The organism is Paenibacillus macerans (genome assembly GCF_050565405.1).
In the GTDB taxonomy this organism is placed as follows: domain Bacteria; phylum Bacillota; class Bacilli; order Paenibacillales; family Paenibacillaceae; genus Fontibacillus; species Fontibacillus macerans_B.
Map to the genome: position 1 here is coordinate 28,462 of NZ_JBNYYG010000002.1, position 15,490 is coordinate 43,951.

The following is a 15,490-nucleotide window of genomic DNA, read 5'->3' on the forward strand; positions in this document are numbered from 1 at the left end:
CGGTCATCTATGTAACTTTTATTAAGTAATCATCAATATCAGTACCGAAATTACCAGCTTAGCCAAAGTTCGATCATATTATACCATAGGAGATGGATTTATAAAAACATCCGATCAAGCGTAATTCATGGCAAAAAACGAATAAATACCGCGGCTTCTTTTCCAGCGGATGCAGAAAAAGGCAGGCCGCGCGCGCTTCAGAGCGGCGGACTGCCAACTGCCATCTATTGAATCAAACGGGCCATCGCGGATGCACCGGCCAATGTTTCGGCCGCCAAGCGGACGTCGTCCGCCTGCGTGATCGCCGAGATTACCGCGACCCCGTCGGCCCCGGCACGGACGACCTCGCCGGCCAGCCCGGCGTTAATCCCGCCGATGCCGACCAGCGGTACGGCGATGCCGCGATCGCGCAGCTCGCGGATGATCCCCGGACCCTGCGGCACTTTCGCGTCCGCTTTCGAGGCCGTGGGATAAATCGGCCCGACCCCGAGGTAATCGGCCCCGTGCCGGATCGCGGCCTCGGCTTCGGCGTACGTATGGGCGGAGACGCCCAGGATGCGGTCGCCGATCCGGGCGCGGACCCGGGCGGCCGCCTCGTCCTCCTGGCCGACGTGCACGCCGTCGGCACCGATGGACAAGGCCAGTTCCACGTCATCGTTGACGATGAACGGAACGCCCCGGCTTCGGCAAGCCGTTTGCAGCCGAAGCGCAAGCTGCCGCAGCGGTTCTCCGGTCAGGGCGCCCGGTCCCTTCTCGCGGAACTGCACCAGCGTGACGCCGCCGGCCAGGGCTTCCTCCACGACGCGCAGCGGCTCGGTCCGGCAGTTTGCGCTGCCGATGACCAGGTACGCCGCCAACCATCCGCGCATGCGGGCTTCGGCGATGCGCCCGCCTCCATTCCCGAGGTCTGCGTTGTTCCGATCGCCCCCGCTCATCGGAATGCCCCTTGCAGACGGCGATACGCGAAGTGGTTCGTCGGGCCATGGCCTTGCCCCAGTCCAAGCTCCTGTTCGATCGCCGCCTGAATGAACGCCCGCGCGGTCCCCACCGCCTGCAAAGCGGGAGTTCCGTTGGCCAGTTCGGCCGTGAGCGCAGCGGAGAACGTGCAGCCCGTCCCGTGCGTATGCCGCGTCGGAATCCGCCTTCCGACCAGCTCGGTAAACTCGGCCCCGTCGTAGAACAAGTCGATGACCTGGTCCCCGCTATCGGCATGCCCGCCCTTAATGACGACTTGCTGCGCGCCGAAGCCGCAAATCCGTTTAGCCGCCTCGCGGCGATCCTCCATGCTGCGGATGGAGAGACCCGATAACGCCTCCGCTTCGGGAATGTTGGGCGTGACGATGTAGGCCATCGGCAGCAGCAGTTCCTTCATGGCCTGCACCGCTTCCGGCTGCAGCAGCGAAGCTCCGCCCTTGGCGATCATCACCGGATCGACGACGACCCGAGTCCAGCCGAAGGCGCGGATCCGCTCAGCCACTGCGTCAATGATGCCTGCGCTAAACAGCATTCCCGTCTTCAGCGCGTCCACGCCCAGGTCCGAGCCGACCGCCTCGATTTGCTCGGCCGCCGCTTCCGGCGGCAGCGGGTACACGTTCGAGACCCCCAGTGTGTTCTGGACCGTGATGGCGGTTATCGCCGACATGCCGTATACGCCAAGCTCCTGGAACGTTTTGAGGTCGGCCTGGATGCCGGCCCCGCCTCCGCTGTCCGAGCCGGCGATCGTCAGCGCCCTGGCGATTCGGCTCATCCGAGCCACCACCCTCCAGCGCCGGCCGCCTGCATCTCGCTCACTGCGGCATGGCCCTTGAGCGAATGGGGATGCAGCTTCGCCAGTTCGTCCAGGAAGGCGATCTGGAAGCTGCCGGGGCCGGCGGCCGCCGTGCGCTCCGCGGCGCGGGAGGCGGCGGCGCCGTAGAACGCCAGGCCGGCGGTTCCGGCCAGCAGCAGGTCGCGCTCCACCGCCGCGAAAGCACCGAGCACCGACGTCAGCAGGCAGCCCGTGCCGGTCACCTGGGTCAGCAGCGCGTCCCCGCCGCTGACGACCCGGCACAGCTTCCCGTCGGTGATCACGTCGTCGCGGCCGGTGATGGCCACGACCGTGTTCAGCGCCCGCGCGGCGCGCACCGCCAGGTCGGCCGTTTCGGCGCCCGCGCCGTCGCCGGCGTCCACACCCTTGATCTCGCGGACTTCGCCGACGAGATGGGCGATTTCCGCCGCATTGCCCCGCAGGAGCGACACCTTCACCTCGCGCAGGATGCGCAGCGCCGACTCCGTGCGGAAGGCCGTCGCTCCCGCGCCGACCGGATCAAGCAGCACCGGCACGCCGTAATCGTTCGCCGACTTGCCGGCGAGGATCATCGCCTCCACCTGCGGGGTCGACAGCGTGCCCAAATTCAGGACGAGCGCGCCGGCGATCCTCGCCATGTCGGCCACTTCCTCGGGCGCGTAAGCCATGACCGGCGATGCTCCCAGCGCGTACAGCCCGTTCGCGGTAAAGTTGGTGACGACCACGTTGGTCATGTTATGAACGAGCGGCTTCGCCTGCTGCACTTTCGTAAGAAGATCGGACAATTCTTTTTCCAACAAGCTCATGGATCTCAGCCTCTTTCCGGATTAGGATGAATAAGACGTTATGATAAGAAACGAGCGTATAAGGACATGGGTACCCGCCATACCGTCAATGAATATGCAACGTGTCCGTGCCGGCGGACCGCGCAACCGGGACCGGCCACTCCTCCAGCCGATAAGCCATATCCCAGAACAGATATTCGAGCTGGCAGCTCTTCAGGAAATGGTCGGCCATGGTCCGCCGCTCCGTTTCCGCGGCCGTCTCCGCCCACCGGTCCAGCGCCTGGGCGAACCTCTCCGTCACGCCGCCCGCACGGCTGCCGTAAAACTGCATCCACTCGTAAAAAGGATGCTCCGGCGTCGGCTTCACTTCATCCAGCAGCTTTTGGCCGATTTCCAGATACGTCCACGGGCAAGGCAGCAGCACGGCGAAAATTTCGCCCAAGCTCCCTTCATGCGCAACCGTCAGCATATGCCGGATGTAATGATGCGCCGACGGGGCGAGCGGAAAGCCCTGCATATCCTCGAATTTCACCCCGGCGATCCGGCAAAAATTCTGGTGCGGATGAATTTCGCTGTTCAAAATAAAACCGATTTGCTCGTTGAACGTGGCGATTTCCTCGCGGGTCGTGCTTTTGGATATGGCGATGCCGTAAATCCGCATGTACGCGTTCAAATACTCGAAGTCTTGCTTGACGTAATGAATCAGCTGTTCCTTCTGCAAATCCCCGCTGGCGATCCCTTTCACGAACGGATGTTCAAAAATCGCCTGAAAAATGTCGTCCGCCTGCCGGCGGAGCTCCTGCGAAAAGCTCATCGTACTCCCACCTCCGTGATATGTTCAGGAAATCTCCCACCGGGATGGAACGGCGAACCCGCACCGAGCCGCGCAAAAAAGCCGCTCCGTAGAGGGAGCGGCTTGATATGACACATCCTGACGCAAAGCAGCGCGCAGGTAGATGCTGATCATCGGGGCCGGCTCCACTTTCCTACGCTAGTATGAACTAGATCAGGTTCAAAGGGTCCAAGATTTGCTCTTGTCTCAGCCGTTCACGGCGCCCCTAGTGGATTTCCTATGCAATTCAATTATTACTGTACCTAGATCTGCCTGAGATGTCAATTCTCAGCAGCGTTACTTCAAGCGCAACCGGACCGTTTTAATTTCATACGGTGAGACGGACAGCTCCAGGGCGGCCTCCGTCGGCTCCCCCACCGGGCGCTCCATCAGGTCGGTTTCCTGCCAGCTCGCCACCGGCAGTCCGCAGTCCAAGCGGACCGAACCCCGCCCGCCTTTGAATTCGTGGAAGCGGACGATCAAGCTGTCGTCGTCCTCGGCTTTTTTCACTGCGTCGATCACGATATCCGCGCTGCCGCTCGGGGCTACCAGTGAGAACGAAGGGACGGACGACTGGCCCGGAGTGGCGTAAACCGGCTGATTCAACAGGGAAGCCGCTTGCACCGTACCGCCCTCGGACCAATGTCCCGCATGCGGGTACAGCGCATACGTAAACGTATGCTCTCCGCGATCGGCTTGCGGGTCCGGATAAGTCGCCGATTTGAGCAGCGACAAGCGCATCACGTTGTCCTTGATGTCATGGCCGTATTTGCAGTCGTTCAGCAGGCTGACGCCGTACCCGTGCTCCGACAGATCGGCCCATTGATGCCCGACCGTCTCGAACCGGGCAAGATCCCAGGACGTATTCCAGTGCGTCGGCCGCTTGACGTTGCCGAACTGGATGTCGTAGGTCGCCTCCGTGGCCCGCACGTTCACCGGAAAAGCTACCTTCAGCAACTGCTGGCGTTCCTGCCAATCCACGCGCGTCCGGAAATCGATTCGCCGGTCATCGGCATAAACGATCATTTGCTGGCTGACCGTCGAGCTCATATACGACCAAGTAAAGGACACGACGGTGTGCAGCGCATCGGATGTCACTTGGCATGACGTAAGCTGCTCCACCTCACGCTGCTTCTCCTGGTAAAAAATATCGATATCCCAAGCCTCGAACATCTTCGGCTTGTCTTCGAACACCTGCAGCACGTTTCCGCGCTCTCCCGGGGCCAAGACCTCGCGTCCGGCGCCCCGGTCGAAGATCGAAGTCAGCTGCCCGCGCTCATTCCACTCCAGCTTGTAGATCGGCGTTTCCAGGCCGCTTGGCAGCACCTTAAACGGACTGCCCGCCGCCGTTTCGACCTGTCCCTCGCTGCGCCGGATCATGGCGAAGCCTAGCGGCGGCACGTTTTCCGCCTTCACCCAAAGCGTCGTGCCGTCAAACTCGGACTCAAGCGGCCGTCCTTCGGCATCCGACCAGCGCGCATCGGCGATATCGCCGCCGGCTTCGATGGCCACGAGCCCGCTGTACGGCCAGGAGGACGGATTCCAGACGGTGTATGTATCCTCCTTGCCGCTCGTCAACGCTTCGATCGCCTGCTCGCGGCATTCCTGCAGCAGCGTTTCGGCCCGTTCGTATTCCAGCTTGGAGTCGCGGTACACTTCGGGAATCGACGAACCCGGGATGATGTCGTGGAACTGGTTGCGCAGAATCGTTTTCCAGCTCTCGTCCAGTTTAGGTTTCGAATAAGTCTCCCAATTTCCGCCGCTTAGCAGCGCCTGCAGGCTCAGCAGCCATTCGGCGTCCCGGGACAGCAGCTCCAGCTTGCGGTTCATCTTCTTGTTGTAAGCCTGGCTGGTGTAGGTTCCCCGATGGTATTCGAGATAAAGCTCGCCGTCCCAGGTGTGAATGTACCGGTCCGCGGCTTCCACCGTCTCGTGCAGCTTGGCGAAAAACTCGTCCGCCCGGCCGGTCACGACCTGCGGCAGTCCCGGCATTTCGTCGAGCCGACGGCGCAGCTCCAGATGCTCGCGATTCACGCCGCCGCCCCCGTCCCCATAGCCGTAGGACAACAGCAGTTCCTTGTTGACTTCCTTATCACGGTAAGTTTCCCAAATCCCCTGCACGCTGGACGCGTCGACTTGGCCGTTGTAGGTGTACCACCAGTAATTGCCGTCCTGAGGCGTCGTAATGAAATGCGTCAGCACTTCGCTGCCGTCGATGCCGCGCCATTTGAACGTGTCATGCGGCATCCGGTTGTATTGGTTCCAACTGATTTTCGTCGTCATGAACGTATCGATGCCCGACTTGCGCAAAATTTGCGGCAGCGCCCAGCTGTACCCGAACACGTCCGGCAGCCACAAATAGGTGCATTCTTGCCCGAACTCCTCCCGCAAGAACCGCGTGCCGTAGAGCAGCTGCCTTACCAGCGATTCTCCGCTCGTCAAATTGCAGTCCGCCTCCAGCCACATGCCGCCGGCCGCTTCCCAACGCCCTTCCTTGACGCGTTCCTTGATCTGCTCGTACAGCTCGGGATAGTCCTGCTTCAAATAATCATACAGCTGAGGTTGCGTTTGCAAAAACACGTATTCCGGGAACATCTCCATCAGTCGAAGCACGGTGCTGAAGGAGCGTGCCGCTTTTTCCCGGGTATGCTTAAGCCGCCACAGCCAGGCGACGTCGATATGCGTATGACCGATGCAGTGTACCGTCACCGGCGACGACTTCTTCATTGCCGAGACCACCCGGGTCAACTGCTCTTCCGCTTCGGTCAGCGAGGCGTAAAACGAGGCCGAGCCCGGCGCGGACCAGTCGATCTTCAGGAACGCGCGATCCAGCGAAGTTAGCAAATCCGTGCGTTCCGGGGCATTTTTCGGCAGTACCTCTACCGTCTGCATCACGGCGCGGGCCGTGTAATACAAGCGGTCGACCGTTCCGTCCAGCCAGGCGATGTCCGCCCGCTTCAGCCGGTGCTCCTGCACCTGCGGTTTGCCGCCGCCTTCCAGGCCGGACCATAAACGGAATTGCAGCAGCACCTTCGTACCGGCAAGTTCTTCCGGAAAAAACACCTCCTGGTGGTTCATATCCACGCCTTGAAACGGTTCCCCGTTCACGTACAGCAGCGATTCGAAGCCCGAGTTGTTGCCTCCGCCGGTTTTGCCGAAGTCGAACACGCCGACGACACGCCGGCCCTTCCAGGCCGCCGGAATGTCCACGGCCGTTTCCAGCCACAGATAGAGGTCGCGTCCCTCCCACCGTTCCTTCGGCTGCATCGCGGACCACTCCCCGTCCTGGGGCGGTCTGGCGCCGATGCGCCCTTCCTCGTCGATTTGCGCCCGAAACGACTCCACTGGCGCCGCATCGCGGTAACGGTAGGCTTCAAGCTCGCGAATTCGCGCGTTTAATTTCTCTTCCGTCCAAAACATAAATCGGGTTCCTCCCTGAAAGTGAGTTTTACCTTCCCCCTCATTTTGCGATTTGGGCTCCTTGAAGTAAATTACTTATCCTCATCACTTTTTGTCCTATTATGATATGATGAAGTCACAAAGACAAAAGGAGCGCGCGGTCATGGATTTGAAGAAATGGAGAACCGAACTGGCTTCCGTCCTGAACGGACTATGCGGCGAAATCATCGTGAGCGATGCGGTGATCGATTGGGTCGATATCGTGATAGAACAAACCGGCGGCTCCGGCAAATGCCCGGCGCACGCCCATACCTGGTACGAGTTCAACTACGTGCTGTCCGGGCAAATGCAAACCCGCTTCATCGATCAGGACGTGATGGTGCATGAAGGGGATTTTTTTCTGATTCCGCCGGGAATGACGCATTCGCACGTCTACTTTCGGGACCATCCGCACGAAGGTATCTGCCTGCGCTGGCGGATTCGCCCGTTGAACGGCGATAAGGTGGCAGCTGCGCCCGCGCCTGCCACTCCCGTGGAAGATAACCAAAGCTTCTACCGCAGACTGGGCCGGCTGAAGGACTGGCCGCCCGGCGCCTACCGCGACGATTACGGCATCCGTACGCTGCTGCTGCAGCTCTTTACCGAAGCCGGCGGCGGGCGGTCCCCTCTTTACCTGCAGCTGCAACTGATGCAATTTTTGGAGATACTGACCCGGGTTACGGCCAATCACGCACCTACACCGGCTGCAGAGGCACGGGCGCGTGACGCCTTGGTCCGCAAGGTGGAGATATACTTGGAGGACTTTCGCGGGGAACGGCTGAACGTGGAGGAATTAGCGGCGTCCCTGCACATGAGTTACGGCCATTTGTCCCGCCTGTACAAGCAAAAAACGGGCCGCACCCTTATCGAAGAAATGAACCGGATCCGGCTGGCCAAAGCCTGCGAGCTGCTGCTGCAGCCATCCCTGCTCGTCAAGGAGGTCGCCGCGCAATCCGGCTTTCCCGACATTTACTACTTCAGCAAAGCCTTCAAGCAAAAATACGGCGTCAGCCCGCAAATTTTCCGGAAGCAACAGGCGGGCGCGGTGAGGTAGGTCCCGAGGGTGGAGGTTGTCGGGGTGAAGCATTCGCGGCGTGGTTGATGCGGAACTGGAAACCCGAGTGGAGATGAACGGGTAGGAAATTTGCAGGCGTGGCGCTGTGGCCGCGGAGGCCCGAGTGGAGATGGGGAGAGGGAGGCAGCCCGAAGTGAAGGCTGGCCCCTTCCTCCATCAGAGCCGCCGTCTCCCCCTCAACTCGTCAGCGCCGTTCTTTTTGCGAATATACCGTACCAGCACCGTCTCCGCTAACGAAACTGTAAAACGCGAAATGCCCCTCCTCCGGCCGGTTCTCATTCTAACGAACTCAGTACACGTTACTTACTCAATAACCAACCTTTCCGGGACCGTCTAGGCCAAATAATAATTTCTGAGTTCGTTAAGCCGGTCGACCCGCTGTTATTAGTCGAATAAGGTTTTCTCGGTTCGTAAGACCACCGCTTCCGCTCCTCCGCCTTGCATCAAACCCAAACTCAATAAATTCCCAAACACGATAAAATCCCAAACCACCAATATCCAAAAAAACGCAAAAAAAGACCGCTTCTTTCGAAGCGGTCCTTGCTCACTCACGAGCAAGAAGTTATTGGATAGGAGTGGAGAGAAACCATACTGTACTTTTATTATATGTATACGTTTACATTATGTCAACACATTTTTTTAGCGCTTACATTTCCTGCTGCTAGGCCACTTTGGCCTTGCTCGCCGAATTCAGGATTCGATGCCGATTCCGCAGCCTCGAGTCCGCTTCGCCATCAGGAACCGAGATTAATCTGCCTCAGACGTAAACGATATGTCCGAGCGATTGCAGATGCTCTTTCGCCCGCTCCATTTCGGCCTCTTGGCGGAAAGACAAGCGCAGCACGCCAGGGACGTCCTCGCGGCTTTCGATGATTTGCATGTTGCTCAGGTTGATGTGGCGGAGGCCAAGCTCGGTGGCGATTTGGCCGATGATCCCCGGCGTGTCGGGAACGTCGATATAAATATCGAACAGCGAGGTGATCGCCCCTTTGCGCCGTTCCGGCAGTTCGCCGCGGAACTGGTTGGCCTTTTGGAAGGCCTCCTCGATCCCGCCCCCGTTTTGCTCCTCCAGCAGCGTAATAAAGCCGCCGATTTCCCGGTTCCAATCCTTCAGCAAACCAAGCAGCACATCGCGGTTGCTGAGCAGAATATCCCGCCAAATCAGCGGATCGCTGGAGGCGATCCGCGTGATGTCGCGGAAGCCGCCGGCGGCAAGCATGCGATACAGCCCGTTGCCCCCGTTGTAATCGCGCACCTGATTCACCAGCGCAACCGCAATGATATGCGGCAGGTGGCTGATCGCGCCGACGATTTGATCGTGCATGGCCGGATCGACGCGGACGATTTGCGCTTTCGTGTAAGCCAAAAGCTGCTCCAGACGCAAATAAGCCTCTTCCGGAACGTCGGCGGACGGGGTCAGCACGTAATACGCGTTCTCGAACAGCAGGGAAGATGCCGCCTCCACCCCGGAACGCTCCGAACCGGCCATCGGATGGCCGCCGATGAAATGGATGCCAGGACGGGCGATTCTCGCGGCGCAAGCGGCCACCGCCGCTTTCGTGCTACCGACGTCCGTCACGATGCAGCCCGGCTTCAACGGAAGCTTGGTCAGCTTCAATAAATACTCTTCCAGCTTGCCCACAGGCACGCACAAAAAAATAAAGTCGGCATTCGCCGCCGCCTCTTCCATGGACAGCGTCGCAGCGTCGACGACGCCGCGCTCCGCGATGCGTTTCAAGGATTCGGGACGATGGGCGTGGCCGACCACCGTGATCCCGGGCTTGCCTTTCAGGCAAAGCGCCAGGGAACCTCCAATCAATCCAACGCCAAATATGGCAATTTTCGTTGTCATGTTTTCTCACTCGTTTTCTGCGAATAAATTATGGAATCAGACCCGCGCTGCAGATTTGCCGAGCACTTGCTCCAAGGCAGCAACGAATTTGGCGTTTTGCTCCGCCGAACCGACGGTCACCCGCACATGATTCGGATATTTCGGAAAACCCGCGCGCACGATGATGCCCAACTGCAGCAAGGCCTGGAACATTTCGCCGCCCGGACGCTTCACGTCGACCATGATAAAGTTGCCGTGCGCCGGAAAATAACGAAGCCCCAAACGCTCAAACTCGCCGTTCAAATAGGTGATGCCGTCGCGGTTCTTGCTCCGGCAGTCGGTTACGAATTGTTGATCCGCCAAAGCCGCTTTCGCTGCAGCCTGCCCGATCCGGGACGTATTAAACGGCTCGCGCACCTGATTGATCAGCTTGATCACGCCAGGTTGGCCGACGCCGTAACCGATCCGCAGCGAAGCGAGCCCGTATATTTTCGAGAACGTCCGCAAGACGACCAGATTCGGGTATTGGCTCAGCAGCGTAATCCCGTTGGAATAATCCGTATCGGTAACGTATTCGGCATAAGCCTCATCCAACACGACAAGCACCTGCTGCGGCACCCGATCCAAAAAGGATACCAGTTCGTCGTGAGGAACGATCGTCCCGGTCGGATTGTTCGGATTGCAGATCCAAACGACCTTCGTCTTAGGTCCAATGCGGCCCAGCATCGCCTCGAGATCATGCGTGCCTTCCTTGAGCGGCACCTCGATGCTCACCGACCCTTCGATGTCCGCGTTGCTCTTGTACACGCTGAACGTTTGGTCGGCCATCACCGCCTCGTCCCCGGGCAAGAAAAAAGCGCGCGCGATCAAAGCGATGATTTCATCCGAGCCGCAGCCGAAAATGATTTGCTCGTTCTTCACGCCCAGCCGTCCGGCCAGCGTTTCGGTCAGTTCCGCGGCGCTGCCGTCCGGATACAGGCTGAGATTCGCCAGTTCCTGCTCGATTGCGGCGCGGACGCGCGGGGAGCAGCCGTACGGATTTTCGTTGGAAGCCAGCTTGATGACTTCCTCGAGCCCTAGCTCTTTTTTGACTTCTTCAATCGGCTTGCCGGGCTGATACACCGGCAAATTCACGATTTGGGGTTTCGGCAACATGCAATGAATCCTCCTTGTATCGAACTCTGTTCCAGCGATGTTATATTCTCAATTGTGCCACAAAGTCACGAATTTGCAACAATCCCTGTTCACGGGTCGACTTATTCGCCAATAGCGGCAGGCTATCTTCGATTTTGCGCACGATCGCGCTGCCGACGACCGCGCCGTCGCAAATCCCGGCAAACCGCTCCACCTGTTCCCGGCTCGAAATGCCGAAGCCGACGGCCACGGGCAAATCGGTTTGGGTCTTAACCGAAGCGATGAATTCATCCACCTGCGCGTGAAAAGAAGCCCGCTCCCCGGTAACGCCCAGCGAGGAAACGCAGTAGACGAACCCCCGGGCCCGCGACAGGATCTGCGCGATCCGGCCGCTGGACGTCGGCGCGACGAGCGGTATCAGCTGGACGTTAGCGGCATCCGCCAACGCCAGCACCTCCTCCGACTCTTCGAACGGCAGGTCGGGAATGATCAACCCGCTGATCCCCGCATCCGCAACCTGCGCAAAAAAGCGCTCCAAGCCCAGCTGCATTACGGGATTATAGTACGTAAACAGGACGAACGGCAGGCGGATGCCCCGTTCCCGGGCCGCAGCGGCCGTCCGGATGCAGGAATCGACCGTGATCCCGTGAACCAGCGCCCGCTCCGAAGCTCTCTGGATGACCGGACCGTCCGCGAGCGGGTCAGAGTAAGGAACGCCCAGCTCCACGATATCGGCGCCGGCCTCCTCCAATAAGGTCAATAGGTCGAGCGTCGTTTCCGGGTCGGGATCGCCGACCGTTATAAACGGAATTAAAGCCGTTTTCCCCGCCGCCTTCAGCTTGGCAAACGTTTCGTCCAGCATATTGGCTCCCGCCTTGCTCATATTGCTTCCCCGCCTTCCGTATATGCCATGATCGATTCCACGTCCTTATCGCCGCGGCCGGACAAGCAAATGACGACCAGGTCGTCGCGGTTCATGGCGGGGGCCATCTTCACGACCTGGGCCACCGCATGCGCCGATTCCAGCGCCGGGATGATTCCTTCGGTCCGGCTGAGCAACTGCAGCGCATCCAGCGCTTCGCGGTCGGTAATCGGATAATAACGGGCGCGCTCGATGTCCTTCAAATAGGAATGCTCCGGACCGATGCCCGGATAATCCAGCCCGGCGGAAATCGAGTGGGCCGGCTGCACCTGGCCGTGTTCGTCCTGCAACAGATAGCTCATCGAGCCTTGGAATACCCCTTTGGTCCCCTTGGTCATCGTGGCGGCATGGAAATCGGTGTCGATGCCTCTCCCTGCAGCCTCCACGCCCACAAGCCGCACCTCCTTGTCTTCGATGAAAGGATAGAACATGCCGATCGCGTTGCTCCCGCCGCCGACGGCGGCGACGAGCATCTGAGGCAGCCGTCCTTCGGCTTGCAGTATCTGCGCCCTTGTTTCGTCGCCGATAATGCGCTGGAAATTCCGCACCATCATCGGATACGGATGCGGGCCGGTCGCCGACCCGAGGATGTAAAACGTGTCCTGCACGTTGCTGACCCAGTAGCGCAGGGCCTCGTTGCAAGCATCCTTCAACGTTCGCGTGCCGGACATCACCGGAATGACTTCCGCTCCGAGCAGCTTCATCCGAAAGACGTTCAGCTGCTGGCGTTTCGTGTCCTCCTCGCCCATAAATACCTTGCACTCCAGGCCGAGCAGCGCGGCGACCGTCGCGGTAGCCACACCATGCTGGCCGGCGCCCGTTTCGGCGATCACTTTTTGCTTGCCCATTCGTTTGGCCAGAATTCCCTGGCCGATGGCATTGTTGATTTTATGGGCGCCCGTATGGTTCAAATCCTCGCGCTTCAAATAGATTTTCGCCCCGCCCAGGTGCTCGGTCAGACGTTCGGCGTAATACAGCGGCGTCTCCCGCCCGGAATACTGCTTCAGCAAATAGTTGATCTCCTGCTGAAAATCGGGATCATCTTTGTATTTTAAATAGGACTCTTCCAGTTCGATCAAAGCGTTCATTAGCGTTTCCGGCACGTAGCGACCGCCAAAAGGGCCGAACCGCCCCTGCTCATCCGGTACCTGCTTCATCTTCCCTTCACCCTCTCTACGAATGCTGTCACTTTCGCGATATCTTTAACGCCGTCGGTCTCCACGCCGCTTGATACGTCAACGCCGTCCGGCTGCAGCGCCCCGATCAGGTCCCCTACATTGCCGGGGTGCAGCCCGCCGGCGGCAAGGAACGGAATTCCCCGGTCCCCGGCCCAACGACGGTACGGCTCCGCGGCCGACCAGGCAAAGGTAACGCCCGAGCCTCCTCCGTACTTCGGATCGTACGTATCGACCAGCAGCCCGTCCAGAACGCCGTCATAGGCGTTCAAAGCCGCTCCGCCGTGGACCGTGCCATCCGCTTTCACGGAAAAAGCCTTAAAGATGTTGACGCCAAAAGCGGCCTTGACTTCGCGGCAGAAGAACGGGCTTTCCGTGCCGTGGAGCTGCACGATATCCAAGGGCGCTTGCCGCAGCACTTCGCCCAGTTCCTCCAGGGTGGGGTTGACGAACACGCCAACGCTTTGCGGAACCGCCCCGCCGCTCCATTCACGAAGCACGGGAAGCAGCTCCGCTGCCCGGCCGCCGCTGATTTGGCGTTTGCTTCTCGCAAATACGAAACCGACATAATCCACGGGTAAGTTCTTCATAGATTTTAGCACTTCAACGCTTTGAAGTCCACAAATTTTTACGGCTACTTCATCCATGGTACGGCGTCCCTTCCGGGATTTTCCCAGACGTTTCTGCCCTACGCACCGGAGGACCCATCAGCTCTTCCACCGCTTCGCCGACGTACTCCCGGCGCATGAAGGTTTCGCCGACCAGCACGCCATGCGCGCCGCTATTCTTTAGATAGGCGATATCTTCTCGCGTCCGGATCCCGCTCTCGCTAATCAGCGTCACTTGCGGCGGTACCAGCGCGGCCAGTGCGGCCGTCGTTTCCAGCGACACCTCGAACGTCCGCAGGTTCCGGTTGTTAATGCCGATCAGCTCCGCCGTTCCGAGCGCCAGAGTGCGCTCCAGTTCCTCGGAGTCGTGGACTTCGACGAGCGCATCCAGTCCCAGCGCCTTCGCCAACGCCAAATAATCGCGCAGCTGCCGATCGCTCAGGATAGCCACGATCAACAGCACGGCATCCGCGCCAAGCAGCCGCGCCTCGTAAATCTGCCGGGCGTCGATCACGAAATCTTTGCGCAGGAGCGGTACGCTTACCGCTTCGCGGATCGCGCTCAAATACGAAGCGCTGCCCTGGAAATAAGTTTCATCGGTCAACACGGAAATGCAATCCGTCCCCGCCGCTTCATAATCCTTAGCCAACTCCGCCGGATGAAAATCCGGACGAATCAGCCCTTTGGACGGCGACGCCTTCTTCACTTCGGCGATCAAGCCCATTTCGCGCTTTCGTCCTGCCGCCAGCGCGCGGTGAAAACCTCGCGTCCCGGCCAACTGCGCGATGCGCCGTTCCGCATCCGCCAAAGACAAGGTTGCCGCCAATCGTTCGACTTCGCCTTTTTTCGTTTCTACGATCCGCTCAAGATACATAGCTTAATTCCCCCGTCGTTTGAATAAGCTGCTCCAACTTGCCCAGCGCCTTTCCCGCGTCGATCGCTTCCGCGGCAATGGCCACGCCCTCGCGAACGCTGTCCGCCAGGCCGGCGACATAAACGCAGGCTCCCGCATTCGCCAAGACCACATCCCGGTATGCGCCTTTTTCTCCTTGCAGCACACGATTCACGATGGCGGCATTCGTCTGCGGATCGCCGCCGGTCATTTCGCCGATCGGATACGTGCGCAGCCCCAAATCCTCCGGCTGCATATCGTAGGTGGTCACGACGCCATCCCTCAATTCGGATACCCGGGTCGGCGAAGAAATGCTGATTTCGTCCAACCCCTCCCGGCTGCTGACGACCAGCGCCCGTCTGGAGCCCAGCTCCCGCAGCACTTCGGCGATCGTGGCGGTTTTGCCGCCGTCGTAGATGCCCAGCACCTGACGATCCGCGCCCGCCGGGTTGGTCAGCGGGCCAAGCATGTTGAACACCGTCCGGATGCCCAGTTCTTTGCGCGGACCGGCCGCATGCTTCATCGACGGATGGTACAGCTGCGCAAACATGAAGCAAATGCCGATATCGTCCAGGCATCGTTTGGCTTGGGACGCGTCCAGATGGATGTTCACGCCAAGCGCTTCAAGCACGTCGGCGCTGCCCGAGCGGCCCGAGGCCGAGCGGTTGCCGTGTTTGGCCACCCGCACCGATACGGATGCGGCGACGATCGCGGCCGTAGTCGATACGTTGATTTTATGAATTCCCGATCCTCCGGTGCCGCAGGTATCCAGGAGTTGCCGCGTTTCCGTATCGATCCGGCTGGAGGCGCCGCGCATCGCTTCCGCAAAACCAGTGATCTCCTCGACGGTCTCCCCTTTGATCCGCAGCGCCGTCAGCAGGCTGCCGATTTGCGCCGGCGTCGACTCGCCGTTCATGATCGCCTGCATCATCCCGCGGGCTTCGTCCCGCCCCAAATTTTGCCCTTCGATCAGGCGGCCGATTCCGGCCTGTACCGTTTGCAGTCCCGTCAT

General features: G+C 59.8%; 13 protein-coding genes and 1 riboswitch. Of the genes, 1 reads left to right on the forward strand and 12 read right to left on the reverse strand.

Annotated features, from left to right (window positions below; translation table 11 throughout):
• Nucleotides 1-224 precede the first annotated feature (224 nt).
• The 5 genes from thiE to ACQ4N8_RS01965 all read right to left on the reverse strand — a co-directional run bounded on the left by thiE (nt 225) and on the right by ACQ4N8_RS01965 (nt 6,823).
• Complete coding sequence (thiE, locus tag ACQ4N8_RS01945) at nt 225-935, reverse strand: thiamine phosphate synthase (RefSeq protein ID WP_430702629.1); 711 nt, start codon at nt 933-935, stop codon at nt 225-227.
• Nucleotides 932-1,747, reverse strand: a complete 816-nt coding sequence (thiD, locus tag ACQ4N8_RS01950) for a bifunctional hydroxymethylpyrimidine kinase/phosphomethylpyrimidine kinase (protein ID WP_430702630.1) — start codon at nt 1,745-1,747, stop codon at nt 932-934. Before thiD ends, thiE begins: the two co-directional genes overlap by 4 nt.
• Nucleotides 1,744-2,592 carry a hydroxyethylthiazole kinase gene (thiM, locus tag ACQ4N8_RS01955; protein ID WP_430702631.1) on the reverse strand — a complete coding sequence of 283 codons (849 nt, stop codon included), beginning with the start codon at nt 2,590-2,592 and terminating at the stop codon, nt 1,744-1,746. Before thiM ends, thiD begins: the two co-directional genes overlap by 4 nt.
• Before the next feature lie 85 nt (nt 2,593-2,677).
• Complete coding sequence (gene tenA, locus ACQ4N8_RS01960) at nt 2,678-3,385, reverse strand: thiaminase II (RefSeq protein ID WP_430702632.1); 708 nt, start codon at nt 3,383-3,385, stop codon at nt 2,678-2,680.
• Nucleotides 3,386-3,537: 152 nt separating this feature from the next.
• A riboswitch (TPP riboswitch) is annotated at nt 3,538-3,641 on the reverse strand.
• Between the two features lie 59 nt (nt 3,642-3,700).
• Complete coding sequence (locus tag ACQ4N8_RS01965; protein WP_430702633.1) at nt 3,701-6,823, reverse strand: alpha-mannosidase; 3,123 nt, start codon at nt 6,821-6,823, stop codon at nt 3,701-3,703.
• Nucleotides 6,824-6,965: 142 nt separating this feature from the next.
• On the opposite strand from ACQ4N8_RS01965, the gene ACQ4N8_RS01970 reads away from it, so the two are divergent.
• Nucleotides 6,966-7,895: a helix-turn-helix domain-containing protein gene (locus tag ACQ4N8_RS01970; RefSeq protein ID WP_430702634.1), complete on the forward strand. Its 930-nt coding sequence runs from the start codon at nt 6,966-6,968 to the stop codon at nt 7,893-7,895.
• A 778-nt stretch (nt 7,896-8,673) separates the two neighbouring features.
• On the opposite strand, the gene ACQ4N8_RS01975 is transcribed toward ACQ4N8_RS01970, so the two are convergent.
• The 7 genes from ACQ4N8_RS01975 to trpD are packed head-to-tail and all read right to left on the reverse strand — an operon-like array spanning nt 8,674 to nt 15,490.
• A complete protein-coding gene (locus ACQ4N8_RS01975; protein ID WP_430702635.1) occupies nt 8,674-9,768 on the reverse strand; it encodes a prephenate dehydrogenase in 1,095 nt (364 codons plus the stop codon).
• Nucleotides 9,769-9,804: 36 nt separating this feature from the next.
• Entirely contained in the window at nt 9,805-10,902 is a 1,098-nt protein-coding gene (gene hisC, locus ACQ4N8_RS01980) for a histidinol-phosphate transaminase (protein ID WP_430702636.1), read from the reverse strand.
• Between the two features lie 40 nt (nt 10,903-10,942).
• Nucleotides 10,943-11,764 carry a tryptophan synthase subunit alpha gene (trpA, locus tag ACQ4N8_RS01985; RefSeq protein WP_430702637.1) on the reverse strand — a complete coding sequence of 274 codons (822 nt, stop codon included), beginning with the start codon at nt 11,762-11,764 and terminating at the stop codon, nt 10,943-10,945.
• Nucleotides 11,761-12,960: a tryptophan synthase subunit beta gene (gene trpB / locus ACQ4N8_RS01990; protein WP_430702638.1), complete on the reverse strand. Its 1,200-nt coding sequence runs from the start codon at nt 12,958-12,960 to the stop codon at nt 11,761-11,763. Before trpB ends, trpA begins: the two co-directional genes overlap by 4 nt.
• Nucleotides 12,957-13,625: a phosphoribosylanthranilate isomerase gene (locus ACQ4N8_RS01995; RefSeq protein ID WP_430702639.1), complete on the reverse strand. Its 669-nt coding sequence runs from the start codon at nt 13,623-13,625 to the stop codon at nt 12,957-12,959. The genes trpB and ACQ4N8_RS01995 overlap by 4 nt, the downstream gene beginning before the upstream one ends.
• Entirely contained in the window at nt 13,618-14,460 is an 843-nt protein-coding gene (trpC, locus tag ACQ4N8_RS02000) for an indole-3-glycerol phosphate synthase TrpC (protein WP_430702640.1), read from the reverse strand. The genes ACQ4N8_RS01995 and trpC overlap by 8 nt, the downstream gene beginning before the upstream one ends.
• Nucleotides 14,450-15,490, reverse strand: a complete 1,041-nt coding sequence (gene trpD, locus ACQ4N8_RS02005) for an anthranilate phosphoribosyltransferase (RefSeq protein WP_430702641.1) — start codon at nt 15,488-15,490, stop codon at nt 14,450-14,452. Before trpD ends, trpC begins: the two co-directional genes overlap by 11 nt.

What these genes read in the sequence shown, in the direction of transcription:
- trpB (WP_430702638.1), bottom strand. Translation starts at nt 12,960, where the DNA reads ATGAAGCAGGTACCGGATGAGCAGGGGCGGTTCGGCCCTTTTGGCGGT.
- ACQ4N8_RS01975 (WP_430702635.1), bottom strand. Translation starts at nt 9,768, where the DNA reads ATGACAACGAAAATTGCCATATTTGGCGTTGGATTGATTGGAGGTTCC.
- ACQ4N8_RS01965 (WP_430702633.1), bottom strand. Translation starts at nt 6,823, where the DNA reads ATGTTTTGGACGGAAGAGAAATTAAACGCGCGAATTCGCGAGCTTGAA.
- trpC (WP_430702640.1), bottom strand. Translation starts at nt 14,460, where the DNA reads ATGTATCTTGAGCGGATCGTAGAAACGAAAAAAGGCGAAGTCGAACGA.
- hisC (WP_430702636.1), bottom strand. Translation starts at nt 10,902, where the DNA reads ATGTTGCCGAAACCCCAAATCGTGAATTTGCCGGTGTATCAGCCCGGC.
- thiD (WP_430702630.1), bottom strand. Translation starts at nt 1,747, where the DNA reads ATGAGCCGAATCGCCAGGGCGCTGACGATCGCCGGCTCGGACAGCGGA.
- ACQ4N8_RS01970 (WP_430702634.1), top strand. Translation starts at nt 6,966, where the DNA reads ATGGATTTGAAGAAATGGAGAACCGAACTGGCTTCCGTCCTGAACGGA.
- ACQ4N8_RS01995 (WP_430702639.1), bottom strand. Translation starts at nt 13,625, where the DNA reads ATGGATGAAGTAGCCGTAAAAATTTGTGGACTTCAAAGCGTTGAAGTG.
- trpA (WP_430702637.1), bottom strand. Translation starts at nt 11,764, where the DNA reads ATGAGCAAGGCGGGAGCCAATATGCTGGACGAAACGTTTGCCAAGCTG.
- thiE (WP_430702629.1), bottom strand. Translation starts at nt 935, where the DNA reads ATGAGCGGGGGCGATCGGAACAACGCAGACCTCGGGAATGGAGGCGGG.
- trpD (WP_430702641.1), bottom strand. Translation starts at nt 15,490, where the DNA reads ATGACGGGACTGCAAACGGTACAGGCCGGAATCGGCCGCCTGATCGAA.
- thiM (WP_430702631.1), bottom strand. Translation starts at nt 2,592, where the DNA reads ATGAGCTTGTTGGAAAAAGAATTGTCCGATCTTCTTACGAAAGTGCAG.
- tenA (WP_430702632.1), bottom strand. Translation starts at nt 3,385, where the DNA reads ATGAGCTTTTCGCAGGAGCTCCGCCGGCAGGCGGACGACATTTTTCAG.